Annotated in this window: 9 protein-coding genes; 1 reads left to right on the top strand and 8 read right to left on the bottom strand. The window is 67.6% G+C overall.

Features of this window, described 5'->3' with window-relative positions:
• Positions 1-313 precede the first annotated feature (313 nt).
• From WMO64_RS14670 to WMO64_RS14660, 3 genes are read right to left on the bottom strand one after another with little or no spacing between them, the layout of a single operon-like run.
• Entirely contained in the window at positions 314-1,402 is a 1,089-nt protein-coding gene (locus WMO64_RS14670; protein ID WP_349232443.1) for a GerAB/ArcD/ProY family transporter, read from the bottom strand.
• 14 nt (positions 1,403-1,416) lie between these two features.
• The gene (locus tag WMO64_RS14665) at positions 1,417-2,535 is read right to left on the bottom strand and encodes a Ger(x)C family spore germination protein (RefSeq protein ID WP_349232442.1); all 1,119 of its coding nucleotides are present in this window, start codon (positions 2,533-2,535) and stop codon (positions 1,417-1,419) included.
• A complete protein-coding gene (locus tag WMO64_RS14660) occupies positions 2,532-4,043 on the bottom strand; it encodes a spore germination protein (RefSeq protein WP_349232441.1) in 1,512 nt (503 codons plus the stop codon). Before WMO64_RS14660 ends, WMO64_RS14665 begins: the two co-directional genes overlap by 4 nt.
• A 152-nt stretch (positions 4,044-4,195) precedes the next feature.
• Between WMO64_RS14660 and WMO64_RS14655 the strand changes: the two genes are divergently transcribed.
• A complete protein-coding gene (locus tag WMO64_RS14655) occupies positions 4,196-4,897 on the top strand; it encodes a F420-0--gamma-glutamyl ligase (RefSeq protein WP_349232440.1) in 702 nt (233 codons plus the stop codon).
• Positions 4,898-5,143: 246 nt separating this feature from the next.
• Here WMO64_RS14655 and WMO64_RS14650 read toward each other — a convergent pair whose 3' ends face one another.
• From WMO64_RS14650 to mfd, 5 genes are all read right to left on the bottom strand, one after another.
• A complete protein-coding gene (locus WMO64_RS14650; protein ID WP_349232439.1) occupies positions 5,144-7,774 on the bottom strand; it encodes a calcium-translocating P-type ATPase, PMCA-type in 2,631 nt (876 codons plus the stop codon).
• A gap of 147 nt (positions 7,775-7,921) precedes the next feature.
• A complete protein-coding gene (locus WMO64_RS14645) occupies positions 7,922-8,638 on the bottom strand; it encodes a response regulator (RefSeq protein ID WP_294522708.1) in 717 nt (238 codons plus the stop codon).
• Positions 8,639-8,668: 30 nt separating this feature from the next.
• Positions 8,669-9,013 carry a helix-turn-helix domain-containing protein gene (locus WMO64_RS14640; protein ID WP_294522706.1) on the bottom strand — a complete coding sequence of 115 codons (345 nt, stop codon included), beginning with the start codon at positions 9,011-9,013 and terminating at the stop codon, positions 8,669-8,671.
• Between the two features lie 264 nt (positions 9,014-9,277).
• Positions 9,278-10,624 (bottom strand): peptidylprolyl isomerase, encoded by a 1,347-nt coding sequence (locus tag WMO64_RS14635; protein WP_349232438.1) that lies wholly within the window; start codon positions 10,622-10,624, stop codon positions 9,278-9,280.
• Positions 10,625-10,730: 106 nt separating this feature from the next.
• Entirely contained in the window at positions 10,731-14,243 is a 3,513-nt protein-coding gene (gene mfd / locus WMO64_RS14630; protein ID WP_435412076.1) for a transcription-repair coupling factor, read from the bottom strand.
• Positions 14,244-14,307 lie beyond the last annotated feature (64 nt).

Below are 14,307 nucleotides of genomic sequence, written 5' to 3'. Positions count from 1 at the left end.
AGCTCCATAAGTTCAAATCCAGAACTCTCATCCAGCCGCTCACCGCTCTCGCAGCGAACTTTTATATGATATCATGTCCGGCCCGGTTTGTCAAGAGGTTTTTTCATTTTCTTTTTTCGAGCCGTCAGGCTGAATCAAAGAAAACTTTTGGCCTCTTCAAGGGGTGTTCCCCGCGAGCGCTTAGATAATATACCAGATAAAACACGGCTTGTCAACAGTTTTTCCGCTTTTTCTTTTCACTTTTTTCAATTTTCTCGTTTCCAACAATATCTGCCCACTGGGCAAGTGTTCGCACACTATATCTAGGTGCTTTTTACACCCTCTTTCCCCGCATTTTACGAACCGCCAACAGAAAAAGGGGCAAGCCCAGGCCAAAGGCCAGATTGCCGGCGGTAAGGGCCCCGTCGGCAAAGCGCTCCACGGCAAAGGCGTCGTGGAAGAGGAAGATGCTGCCCGCCAGCGCCACCGCCGTCACAGGCAGGGCGGCGGACTGGGCCCGCTTCAGGCCGAAGAGCACCTTGGACACGGCGCAGGCGGCCAGAACCAGCATGCCGATGAGCATCAGGTCGGAGAGGACCCACAGGGCCATGACCACAGACTCCACCCGCTGGAAGGCTCCCCGCACCCCGATCCCTTTGACCATGACAAAGAAGGGCTGCTCCACCCGGGAGATCAGGTCGGGGCCCAGGCAGCCCAGGGCCACCAGCAGCAGCACGGACAGCAGAAGGCACAGCCATGCCGTCCACCGGAGGGCCCTGGAGCGGTCCTTGTCCTCCCGCTTCAGGCAGCCCGCCAGAAAGGCCCCGGGGACGGCATACCCCAGCAGGGACAGTACGGGCACCACGGCGGCCCCTGCGGCGGGCAGATCCTCCACCCAGATGGGAAGCAGGTTCTCCGGCTCCATGCGGAAGGCGGCCAGCAGCAGCACAACGCCCAGGGTGACGGCCAGGATGGCGTGGAACACCTCTCCGGCCCGGCCGAAGGCGGCCAGCTTGCCCCTGGCCATCCACAGGGCCACCGCCAGCAGCACAATCATATAGAAGAGGACCGGCCGGTTGCGGTAGCCGGTGATGAGGAAGCGCTGGCCGCACATGCGCACGGTGACGCTGAGCTGGAGCAGGCCCCACAGCAGGCACAGGGACAATACCAGCTTTCCCCCGGTCTTTCCCAGCACCAGGGGGCAGGCCTCGGCCAGACCGGTGCCCGGGGGGAAAGGGGCCAGCAGCTTGAACAGTACCCAGCACAGGGCCAGGGCAATGGGCAGGGCCAGCAGCGGCGCGAGCCACCCGGCCTCCCCTGCCGCCTGGGCCACGCCGCCGGGCAGCACCCGGATGGCGGGGGACAGCAGCGCGGCAAAGATGACGGAGAGCAGCTGGCGCATGGCGATGGGCGTCTCAGACAATGTGCTTCACCTCTTTATTTCACATCGTAGCCCCGCCGGATGCTGGCGGTGACCTCCACCCGGATGGGCAGGGTGGAAAAGGCCTCCCCCCACTGGTCCTGAAGGGCGGCCCAGCGCCAGGGGGCGGACATGCCCGCCTTGCGGCACAGGTCCAGACAGTCGGCATCCAGGGTCTGGAACAGGGTGAGGGCGGCCACGATCCGCTCCCGCTCCCGCTCGGCCAGGGCGTTCTCCAGAGCCCGCTGTTTCTCCGGGCTGTGCTCCAGGTCCAGCCCCTCCGGTCCCTGGGCCACGCTGGCGTCCACGGCGCACTTCACCGTCAGGCCGGTGAGGGCGCCGTTTTCAAAGGCAGGGCTGATTTTGGTCTGGGCCCCCACCACCCGCAGGGCCGCCGTGCCCCCCTCCGCGGGGCACTCCACCACGTCCGCCTCCACCCGGCCCAGCAGCAGGTTGACCCCCAGGGCCGCGTCGCCATCGGCAAAGCCGATGAGGGCGCTGTCCTTCAGCAGGGCATAGCCGTCGGCGGCCAGGTCGTAGTCCCCCTCCTCCCCCGTCAGGGTGAGGGCGGGGGCAAAGGTGGCGCCGCACCGGGCCGTGTCGGAGAGCAGCTCCCGCACGGTGCGAGGCATGGAGGCGGCCATCAGCCCGGCGTCCTCTGCCATGGACTCCAGCCGCTCGGAAGCTGAGGTGCCCGATTCTGACAGGGCGGCGATGGCGTCGGAGGCCTTCCCGCCCCGCACCACGTAGAACTCGGTGTCCAGCCGCATCTCAATGTCCCGCTCCAGATAGCCCAGGGCCTCCTCCAGCCCGGCGGCGGCCAGCTCCTCCCCGGAGAGCAGCTGGCCCACGTGGCCGTAAAAGAGGTAGGCGCTGCCCAGGGACTGCATGGCCAGGCAGGCGGCGCTGACCGTGCCCGCGGTGTGGGAGTACACCAGGGCGGGCTGCTCGCCGCCGCTCTGCTCGGCGGAGGCGGCGGTGACCATCACCCCCTCCTCCGCCTTATCCACCCCCAGAGTGCGGATGAGGGCCATGTTCTCCAGCTCCCGCCCCTCGGGCAGCCAGCTCTGGCCGCCGCAGCCGGTGAGGGAGAGGCACAGTGCGGCCAGGGTCATTGCAGCAAACACCCGTCTCACGCCTGATTCCTCCTGTTTTTGGTGTAGAGCCCGGCCTGCCGCAGCTTGACCCAGGGCAGGGGCAGGCGGAGCACGCCGTCCAGCCCGGACTGGCCCCCGGCGGAGAAGGGGGTGAGATAGGCCACGCCGAAGCTCTCCAGCCGGGCCAGACGGAGGATAAGCACCGCCGCCCCCACCACCACGCCGAACAGCCCGGCCCAGCCCGCCAGCAGGGCCAGCAGGAAGCGCCACAGCCGCAGGGCGGCGGCGAACTCCTGGCTGGGCATGGTGTACCCGGCGATGCCGGCGGCGGCCACCACGATGAGCACCGCCGGGGAGACGATCTTGGCCTCCACGGCGGCGGTGCCCACCACCAGGCCGCCGATGATGGACACGGTCTGGCCGATGGAGGGGGGCAGCCGCAGTCCGGCCTCCTGGAGGATCTCAAAGGCCACCAGCATGAGGAGCACCTCGAACACGGTGGTGAAGGGTACGTCCCGCTTGGCGGCGATGATGGCCAGGGCCAGCCGGGTGGGGATCATCTCCTGGTGGAAGTTGACCATGGCGATATACACGGCGGGCAGCAGCAGGGTGCCGAAGATGCACAGGCACCGCAGCAGGGTGAGGACGCTGGCGGTCATCCAGTTGTTGGACTTGTCCTGAGGGGCCCGGAGGAACTCCCCCGCCGTGCCGGGGCAGAGGTAGCCCAGGGGCAGGCCCTCCATCAGAATGCCCACCCGCCCCTGGGCCAGCCCGGCGCAGAAGCGGTCGGGCCGCTCGGTGTAGAGCATCAGGGGGAAGGCGGTGGAGGTGTCGTCCACGATATACTCCTCCAGATTGCCGGTGGAGAGCAGGGCGTCGATGTCGATGGCGGCCACCCGCTCCTCCACCCGGCGTACCAGGTCCTGGTCGGCGATGTTGTCCAGCCACAGGATGTCCACCGGGGTGAGGGACTGCCGCCCCACGATCTTCTCCCTAATCTTCAGCTCGGGGGCCCGGAGGTGGCGGCGCACCAGGCTGGTGTTGCTGCGCAGGTTCTCCACAAAGGCGTCCCGGGCCCCCTTGATGGAGGGCTCGTTGTCCGGGGCGCTGACCCCCCGCTTGTCCTCGGTGGCCATATAAAAGGAGAGGGCGGCGGGGGCGCCGGGGAAAAAGAGGATCAGGTTGCCGTTGATGAGGTCCAGGGCGGCCTGGTCGGCGGTGGTGCGCTGCTCCACCATTAAATTGTAGAGGGCGCCCCCGGCCATCTTCCGCCAGGCCTCCTCCGGCGGGGCGTCCCGCAGGGTGCTGTCCTGGGCCAGAGGGCGGAGAATGTACTCGCTGGCCCGCTCCAGCTTCACCATGCCCCCGATGTAGCACATGGTCACGTGCTTCTCCGGGTCCCCGGCCAGGTCGGCCTCCCGGACGGCAAAGTCCACGCAGTCGGCAAACGCCCGCCGCATGGTGTCCACGGTCAGAGGGCCGTCCACTCTGGGCTCCTGCCTGGGATGGGGCGGGATTCCGTCCGTCTGGGGTCCGAACAGCTTCATGGGTGGATTCCTCCTCTCCTGTCTCCCGTTCAGTATGTCCCCGGCGGCGGCGGATATGCGCGGCACGCGTTCTTTTTGTTGCCTTTTTGGTAAGGCGTGGGTATAATATGGGGGAAATCAAAATCGACATATAAAATGAGAGGCTTTTTACTATGGAATTTAAAGCGAACGAGGGCAAGAGCGTCACCATCCAGGCCATGGGCAAGACCTGGGCCCGCCACGCCATCCAGACCCATTTTGTCCAGGTGGGCGAGAGCTATCTGGACCTGATCGAAAAGTATGTGCTGCCCGTCTACCAGCCCGGGGACATCCTGTCCTCCAGCGAGAAGGTCATCGCCATGTGCCAGAAGCGGATCGTCACCGAGGACGAGGTGAAGCCCGGCTTCTGGGCCAAGGTCCTCAGCCGCTTTGTGCACCAGACCTCCGCCGGCCCCGGAATGGGCCTGCCGGTGAAGATGCAGTTCGCCATCAACATCTGCGGCCTGCCCAAGGTGCTCTGGGCCGCCTTCCGGGCCGCCATCGACAAGCTGCGTGGCATCCACGGTACCTTCTACGATATTCTGGGCACCGAGGTGTCCGGCCTGGACGGCTTCTACGGCCACGACATCCCCGAGTATGAGCACATGGGCGTCCGGGTGCCCGAAAATCCCAACGGCGTGTGCGACGAGGTTTTTGAGAAGACCGGCGTGGTGATGATGATCGTGGACGCCAACGACCTGAACGTGGAGCTGCTGGGCCGCTGCTCCCAGCTCAAGCAGTCCGACGAGGAGCTGCTGGACCTGATCCGGGACAACCCCGCCGGCCAGGACCGCCAGCTCACCCCCTTCATCCTGATCCGGGAAGTGAAGGAGTAATTCCATATGCACAGCGGGCCCGCGGCAGACGCCGCGGGCCCGTTTTTTATGCCTTCCCCCGGGGGAATGCGGGGTGTGTCCTAAGCCTTCCCCCCGGGGGAAGGTGGCATTTGCGCAGCAAATGACGGATGAGGGGAGCGTTACCGGTGATTTCCGCAGTACCCCTCATCAGTCACGCTTCGCGTGACAGCTTCCCCCCAGGGGGAAGCCTATGGGGTGCGGCCAGACAGATCAGGCTCACGACCCTCAGTCCGCCTTTTTCCTCCCCCAGCGGCCCAGGGCCTTGGTCAGCTCGCACACAACCAGCGGTGCAGCGGCCAGTCCCAGGACGGCCCCCCACTGCGCCCCGCTGAGGGGTACGGTGGAGAACACGGCCTGGAGGGGCGGCAGGCACAGCACGGCCATCTGCATGGCCATGCCCACCAGGAAGGCCCTGTTCATGGCCTTATTGGAGAACAGGCCGATGCGCAGCAGGCTCTCCTCCTCGCTGCGCACGTCGAAGGCGTGGAAGAGCTGGCAGATGGTCAGGGTGGCAAAGGCCATGGTGTTGGCGGCGGCGGCGGGGTCGGCCGGGCCGGGCAGGACGTACTGCCCCAGGAAGAAGGCGCACAGGGTGAGCAGGCCCACCATGCACCCCTGCCAGCACAGCCGCCAGGCAAATCCCCCGGCGAAGAGCTTCTCCCCCGCGTCCCTGGGCCTGTGCTCCATCACGTTCTTCTCCACCGGCTCCACCCCCAGGGCCAGGGCGGGCAGGGAGTCGGTGACCAGGTTGAGCCACAGCAGCTGCACCGGCACCAGGGGCATCTGGCGGAAATCCAGGGCGGTGGCCAGGAAGATGGTGAGCATCTCGCCGATATTGCAGGAGAGCAGGTAGTGGATGGCCTTCTTGATGTTGGCGTAGATGCCCCTCCCCTGCTCCACCGCCGAGACGATGGTGGCGAAGTTGTCGTCGGTGAGGATCATGTCGCTGGCGCCCTTGGCCACGTCGGTGCCCGCCACGCCCATGGCGCAGCCGATGTCGGCGGCCTTGAGGGCGGGGGCGTCGTTGACGCCGTCGCCGGTCATGGCCACTACCTTGCCCCTGGCCTTCCAGGCCTTCACGATGCGCATCTTGTGCTCCGGGGACACCCGGGCGTAGACGGCGAATTTCTCCACCTCCTGCTCCAGCATTTCCTGGGGCATGAAGTCCAGGTCGGCGCCGGTGATGGCCAGGTCCCCGGGGCGGAAGATGTCCAGCTCCCTGGCCACGGCCACGGCGGTGAGCTTGTGGTCGCCGGTGATCATCACCGGCCGGATGCCCGCGGCGTGGCACTGCTCCACCGCCTCCTTCACCTCGGGCCGGGGCGGGTCCATCATGCCCACCAGCCCGGCAAAGGTCAGGTCTTGCTCTAGGGTGGCGCTGTCCAGGGCACGGGGCAGCATCTCCAGGTCCTTGTAGGCCACCCCCAGCACCCGCAGGGCCCGGGCGGCCATGTCGGCGTTGCGGGCGGAGATGTCCCGGCGGAGGCCGTCGGTGAGGGGCGCGCCGCCGGGCAGGCGGCGGCACAGGGACAGCAGCACGTCGGGGGCCCCCTTGACGCACACCCGGAACCCCCCGTCGGGCCGGCGGTGGACGGTGCTCATCCGCTTGCGGTCGGAGTCAAAGGGTACCTCGCCCCGGCGGGGCCAGTCCTTTTCCAGGTCGTCCTTGTCCAGGCCCTCTTTCAAAGCGGCCTCCACCACGGCGGCCTCGGTGGGGTCCCCCACCGCCCGGCGGCGGCCCTTGTCCCGGGCCAGGGCGGCGTCGGAGCACAGGCTGCCCACGGTGAGGACAGTCGCCCGGTCCCCGCCCCGGGGCGTCCACACCTGGGTGACGGTCATCCTGTTCTGGGTGAGGGTGCCCGTCTTGTCCGAGCAGATGACCCCGGCGCAGCCCAGGGTCTCCACGGCGGGCAGCTTCTTGACGATGGCCCCCCGCTTTGCCATCCGCTGTACCCCCAGGGCCAGCACGATGGTGACGATGGCGGGCAGGCCCTCGGGGATGGCGGCCACCGCCAGGGCCACGGCGGTGAGGAACATGTCCAGAATGCCCTTGTGGAGCAGCATCCCCACCCCGAAGAGCACGCCGCACACGCACAGGCAGGCGAAAGACAGGGTCTTGGAGATCTCCGCCATCTTCCGCTGGAGGGGGGTCTCCCCCTCCCCGCTGTCCAGGATCATGCCGGCGATGCGGCCCACCTCGGTGTCCATGCCGGTGGCGGTGACCACCGCCTTTGCCCTGCCGTTGGTGATGACGGTGGAGGACAGGAGCATGTTGTGCCGGTCCCCCAGGGGCAGGTTTTCCGCCAGGCCGTCGGCGGGGGCCTTGCCGCTGGGCAGGGACTCGCCGGTCATGGCGCTCTCGTCGGCCTTGAGCCCGGCGCTGTCCAGGATGCGGGCGTCGGCGGGCACCATGTCCCCCGCCTCCACCAGAATGATGTCCCCGGGCACCAGCCTGGCCGCCTCCACCCGGCGCTGGCCCCCGTCCCGCACCACCCGGGCCATGGGGGCGGACATGTTCCGCAGGGCCTCCAGGGCCTTCTCGGCGCTGTTCTCCTGGGCGATGGAGATGCAGGCGTTGACCAGCACGATGACCAGGATGATCACCGCGTCCACCCAGTCCTCCCCGCCCCCGGCCCACAGGGACAGCCCCGCCGCCCCCAGCAGCACCAATATCATGGGGTCCTTCAGCTGGGCCAGGAACCGCACCGGCAGCCCGGGCCGCTTCCGCTCCTCCAGCACGTTGGGGCCGTACCGCCCCAGCCTGTCCTCCGCCTCCGTCCCGGTCAGGCCCCTGTCCCGGCTGGTGTCCAGCTCTGAGAGGACCTGGGCGGCGGTTTTGCTGTGCCATGCGCTCATACACGTCTCCCCTTTTCTTCTCCTGCGCATTGGGCCCGTCCGCCTTTGGGGTGTGGGGACGGGCCTCTGCTTCAATCTATGCGGGGAAACGCCGCGTATGACAAAAAGAAGAGGGCCCGGAGACATCTCTCCAGGCCCTCAGGCGCTCTATCGCTCTTTTTCCGCCAGCTCCTCCGCCGCCCGGCGGAGGAAGGTGCTGTTGTCCGGGGGCTTTGCGCCGTCCGCCGGGCCGAAGACCCGGACATAGTAGGGGCTGGCCCCGGCATGCATGCCCCGGATGACGGTGCGCAGGTTTTTCTCCACGCAGGCGGCGGTGGTGCGGAAGGCCTCCGCCGTGGACAGGTAGATCTCCTTCATCCGCATGGCCCTGCCGCAGCCCGACACCAGCTCCAGGGCGTAGGCGAGCTGGCCGTAGCCCTCCAGGCGGCTGTCCGCCCCCAGCCGCAGCAGCAGGAAGTCGGCGGGGCCGCTGTCCTCCGGGTGCTCCCCGTCGGGAAACAGGGCGCTGATGCGCCGGGCCAGCTGGTGCAGGTCCACCGGCTTGACCAGATAGTAGTCCGCCCCCAGGCGGCAGCTGTGCTGCACGTAGGCGTCGGCGCTCACGCCGGAGAGGATGATCACGCGGGGCTTCCCCCCGCCGGGCAGGCCGCCCAGGCCCTCCAGGAACCCGATGCCGTCCAGGCCGGGCATGATGAGGTCCAGCAGCACCAGGTCGGGCCGCAGGCGGGCGGTCAGCTCCAGCCCCTGCCAGCCGTCCCCCGCCTCGCCGCACAGCTCCAGGCCGGGGGTATTGTTCACAAAGGCGGCCAGCAGCGCCCGGGCGGACGGGTTGTCGTCCACAAGCAGTATGCGAATGCCCTTCACGCGGTTCTCCTCCTCCCGCCGCGGCGGTCCTTATTCCGGCCTGCCCGCCTCCAGCATGGCCAGCATGGTGCCCAGCATCTCGGCCGCCATGTCCCGCATGGCGGGGGTCAGGGAGGCCAGATGCTCGGCGATGCCCACCCAGGCCGCGTCGGCGTCGGTGCGGCCGTAGAGCAGGTAGTCTGCGGTGACGTTGAGGGCCCGGGCCAGATTGGCGATGTTCATCCCCGTCATGCCCTTCTTCCCCCGCTCCACCGAAGAGAGGAACTGGGGCGTAATGCCCGCCTGCTCCGCCACGTCCTCCGCCCGGCGGTCCCCGCGGGCCAGGCGGCACCGCCGGCCGAACTCCTGGTTGAAGCGCTCCTTCTCGTCATACATGGGATGTTCCTCCACTTTTTCATCTATTGTTCATTTATCCTGAAACAATGGAGTTTGTGAACAAACCATAGCTTCTTATTCATGAAACAACAGATTCCAAAGTACCGTGGGGCCTGTGAGGGGAAAATTTCATCTGCCGGCGCTGCCGGGGATGTAAAAAAACGCGGAGGCCTGCTGGCAGGAGCAGGTCTCCGCGCAATGTGTCAGGCAGCGGGCGCTGACAGGTGGAAAATACTGCGACGTATGGTATGGCCGCGCCGGGGCTCAGCCCTCGGCGGCAGGGCTGGCGGAGGGCTCCTTGGTGGCGGAACCGTCGTTCTCGCCCTCAGCGGCAGGGCTGGCAGAGGGCTCCGCGGTGGCGGCGCCGTCGCTCTCGCCCTCAGCGGCGCTGTTGGCGGCGTCCAGCTGCTCCCGGTAGGCGGCCAGGCGCTCATAGTAGTCCTTGGGGTCGATGGAGGCAAAGGTGTCGTTGGTCTGGATGTCCGCCTCGTCCATCCAGGTGGTCATCTGCTCGTTCATCTGGTTGCTGATGTTGGTGCTCTGCTCCTCGGCCCAGGCCTCACGGGCCATCTCGGTGTCCACGGGCAGGCGGAGCAGGATGTGGTAGCCGTAGTCGGTCTCCACAATGCCGCTGAGCTCGTGCTCCTTCAGGGCCTTGGCGGCGTCCTCGAACTCCTGGACCATCTCGCCGTCGCCGAACAGGTAGCCGTCGGGGGCGCCCAGGGTGCCGTCGGCGTAGCGGCCGTCCTCGGACAGCTCGTTCATCAGCTGGTCAAACAGGTTCTCCATGTCGTCGCTGGCCTGGAGCTGGGCCAGGGTGTCCTCGGCCTTCTGCTTGGCGGCGGCGATCTCCTCGTCGGAGAGGGGGTTGCCCGAGTCGTCCACGGTCTTGAACAGGATGTGCTTGACCTGCATCTTGCCGTTGTCGGCCGCCCACTGGGCCAGCTCCTCGGCGGTGAGGGAGGCGGCGTCCTGGGCGGGGAACAGCTGGTTCTGCAGGTCCACATAGAGGAAGTTGGAGGCGGTATACATGCTCCGCAGGCCGGCCTCGGTGCGGTTGACCTGCTTCAGGGCCAGCTCAAAGGCGTCCTGACCGCCGGAGCTCTCCACCGCGTCGGCCAGCTGCTGATCCAGCTCGGCCTCCTCCTCGGCGGTGAGGGTGATGTTGCGCGCGGCGCACTGGTTGCGGATGACCTGGTTGAAGGCGGCCAGGTCACGGGCGTTGTTGATGAGATACTCGGTGACGGTGCCGCTGCCGGTGTCCATGTCCCAGTCGATGGCGGCGGGGTCGCCGAACTGGTAGTAGCCCACGTACTCGGTGGCGTAGCCCAGCCAGTAGAGGTACTCCTCAGCGTTGACCTCGGCGCCGTCCACGGTCATGACGGTGGTGTCGCCGGGGATGCCCAGCAGGGCCATGGTCACGTCGGGGGTCTCCAGGTCAAAGTCGCCGAACTGGGCGGCAGAGGGGCTCTCGGACGGGGTGGCGCTCACCGAGGGGGAGGGGGACACGCTGGAACTGGGGTCGGCAGGGGTCTCGGCGCAGCCGGCCAGGGCGCCAATCAGAAGGGCGCCGGAAAGCGCCGCGCCCAGGATTCTCTTGGTAGCTTTCATTCTTATCCTCCTTATAATGGGGAAACTTTTATTATCATAGCACCAGCAGGCCAAAACAGCAACGAAAATTTTGTGAACGATTCCCCCCGGTCGCAGAAATCCGCGCCTATGCCTCCGGCGGGGTGCCGGGCTCCTCCTGGGGCGCGGCGGTGGCGGCGTACTCCTCCACCAGCTTCCGGCCCAGCTTGAGGGGGTCGTCCCCCTTTTTCAGGCGCAGGGAGAGGTAGGGCTTCTCCCCGGCGGAGAAGAGCAGGCGGCTGCGGTACTTGTCCAGGGCGCACAGGGCGGACACCCGCCGCAGGTCGGCCCCGTCCAGGTAGAAGAGCAGGCTCAGGCCCTTCTGGGAGATCTCTGTGATGCCGCAGGCGGCCGCGTCGGCCCGCATCAGGGCCACGGCGATCAGGTTGTTCACCGGCCGGGGCGGGTCGCCGTACCGGTCGATGAGCTCGTCGGTCAGGTCGTCGGCGTCCTCCTCGCTGCGGATGGCGGCGATGCGGCGGTACAGGTCCATCCGCTGCTCGGGGGAGGGCACGTACCGGTCGGGGATGGAGGCGGCCACGGACAGGTCGGCGGAGCACTCGGCGGGGATCTGGGCCTTCTCCCCCCGCTCCTCCAGCACGGCCTCCTCCAGCAGCTTCAGGTACAGGTCATAGCCCACGCTCATGAGGAAGCCGGACTGCTCGGGGCCCAGCACGTTGCCTGCGCCTCTGATCTCCAGGTCCCGCATGGCGATCTTGAAGCCGGAGCCGAACTCGGCGAACTCCCGGATGGCCCCCAGCCGCTTGGAGGCCACCTCGCTGAGCACCTTGCCCCGGCGGAAGGTGAGGTAGGCGTAGGCCCGGCGGCTGGACCGGCCCACACGGCCCCGGATCTGGTGGAGCTGGGCCAGGCCCATCTTGTCCGCGTCCTCGATGATGAGGGTGTTGGCGTTGGCGATGTCGATGCCTGTCTCGATGATGGTGGTGCACACCAGCACGTCCACCTCCCCCTCGCTCATGCGGGTCATCACGTCGTTGAGCTCCTCCTGGCTCATCTTGCCGTGGGCCACGGCCACGGTCACGTCCTCCCCCAGCATCTCCCGGATACGGGCGGCGGTACGGGTGATGGTGTCCACCCGGTTGTGGAGGTAGTAGACCTGGCCGCCCCGCTCCAGCTCCCGGCGCATGGCGTCGGAGAGCACGCCCCAGTCGTGTTCCAGCACGTAGGTCTGCACCGGCTGCCGGTCGGAGGGGGGCTCCTCCAGGGTGGACATGTCCCGGATGCCCGAGAGGGCCATGTTGAGGGTGCGGGGGATGGGAGTGGCGGACAGAGTGAGCACGTCCACCTGGCGGGACATCTCCTTGAGCTTCTCCTTGTGGGCCACGCCGAAGCGCTGCTCCTCGTCGATGACCAGCAGTCCCAGGTCCTTGAACTTCACGTCCTTCTGGAATAGCCGGTGGGTGCCGATGAGCAGGTCGATCTGCCCCGCCTCCACCCGGCGGAGGGTCTCCTTCATCTGGGCGGGGGTGCGAAAGCGGCTCACCACGTCGATCTCCACCGGGTACTTGGCAAAGCGCTGCTTGGCGGACAGGAAGTGCTGCCGGGCCAGCACGGTGGTGGGCACCAGGATGGCGGCCTGCTTGCCGTCCAGCACGCACTTCATGATGGCCCGGAAGGCCACCTCGGTCTTGCCGTAGCCCACGTCGCCGCACAGCAGCCGGTCCATGGGCCGGGGGGCCTCCATGTCCCCCTTGATCTCCGCGATGCAGCGGAGCTGGTCGTCGGTCTCGGTGTACTCGAACTGCTCCTCAAACTCCCGCATCCACTCCGAGTCGGGGGAAAAGGCGAAGCCGGGCTGGCGCTGCCGCTGGGCGTAGAGCTGGATGAGGCCCTTAGCCAGGTCCTTGACCGCCTTTTTGGCCCGGGTCTTGGCCTTTTCCCAGTCGGCGCCCCCCAGCTTGGACAGCTTCTTGGTCTCCTGGGCGTCCTCCCCCGCGCCGATATACTTGCTCACCAGGTCCAGCTGGGTGGCGGGCACGTAGAGCACGTCGGCCCCGGCGTAGGCGATCTTCACATAGTCCTTCTGGATGCCGTCCACCGGCATCTTCACCATGCCCTGGTACCGGCCGATGCCGTGGTGCTCGTGGACCACCAGGTCGCCCACGCTCAGGTCGGCGTAAGACCCCAGCTTCTGCCGGTTGGTGACGGCCTTCACCTTTTTCTTCTTCACCCCGGCGGCCTGGCCCTCGGTGAGGACGGCGCATTTTGCCTCCGGGTACTCCATGCCGCCGGACAGGCCGCCCACGGCGATGACCGCCTTGCCGGGGGCGGGCAGCTTGTGGAGGAGGAAGTCCACCGCGGCCTTCACCCCCTGCTCCCGCAGGAGGGCCTGGAGGTTCAGGGCCCGCTGCTCGCTGGACACCAGCACCACGGTGGAGAAATTTTCGCCCAGATAGTGGCTCAGGTCGGAGACGGCGGTCTCCAGGCTGGCGCCGTAGGAGGGCAGCTGCTTGCACAGCAGGTTGATGAGGGTGCGGGGCCGCCGGGGGTACTGGGCGCCCACGAAATTGTCCAGATAGGCCACCGGCCACTCCTCCAGCACGCCGCACAGCTCCTCAAAGGTGCGGGCGAACTCGGTCAGCTCCCCCGCCAGCACCCCGGCCTCCATGAGGGCCTTGGCGTCCTCGGTCAGCTGCCAGAGGTAGTTCTTGGCCCGCTCCGCCACCCGGGGGCTCTCGCTGAAGAGCACCACCGCGTCCTCGGGGAAGTAGTCCGCCGCCGTGGCCATGTGGGGGTACACCAGGGCGATGTACCGGTCCAGGGCCGGGAAGGACATGTTCTCCGCCAGCCGCTCCCGGTCCTCCTCCAGGGTCTTGACCAGGTCGGCGCCGTCCTTGCGGCGCTTGGCCTTGGCGATCAGGCCGTCCATGGCCTCCAGCAGCCCGGCGTACCCGCCGGGGGCGAACTGGGGCAGCACCTCCGCCGCCGGGAGGATCTCGGCGCTCTTCCGGTTCTCCACCCGGCGCTGGGTGTTCACGTCGAACAGGCCCATGGAGTCGGCCTCGTCGCCGAAGAACTCCACCCGGATGGGGCCGTCCTCAGCGGGAGAGTAGAAGTCCAGGATGCCGCCCCGGAGGGCGAACTGGCCCACGCCCTCCACCTGCTCGCAGCGGGTGTACCCGGCGGCGGTGAGGGTGTCTGCCAGCTCGCTGAGGTCGTAGCTCTCCCCCACCCGCAGGCACTGGGAGGCCTGGGTCAGCAGGGTCTTGGGGATGGTCCGCTCCAGGGCGCCCTCGATGGTGCACACCAGCAGGGGGCACTCCCCCGCCGCCAGGGCCCGCAGCACGGACAGCCGCCTGTGCTCCCACTGGCGGGAGACCACCGCCGCGTGGTGGAAGGTGAACTCCCGGGCGGTGAGGGTGCGCACCTGCTCCCCGGTCAGGAAGGCCAGGTCCCGGGCCATCCGGTCGGCCTCGGCCTCGTCGGCGCACAGCACCACCACGCTCCGGCCCAGGGCCTGCCGCAGCCCGGCGGCCATATGGGCCCGGTGGACGGGGGACACTCCGGTGAACGCGGCGGGACAGCCGCCGCCGTCCACCGCCGCGGCCAGGCGCTGGAATTCCGGGATTGCGGTTACCATGGTTGCCAGTTCCTTCACGGGATACACCTCACAGTTCTAAAAAAATCAGGCTTGGAGCGGCAAA

Source organism: Pseudoflavonifractor intestinihominis, from assembly GCF_040096055.1.
GTDB classification, from domain to species: domain Bacteria; phylum Bacillota; class Clostridia; order Oscillospirales; family Oscillospiraceae; genus Pseudoflavonifractor; species Pseudoflavonifractor intestinihominis.
Note: the sequence above shows the minus strand (reverse complement) of the source record. Positions and strands in the feature narration are given on the sequence as shown.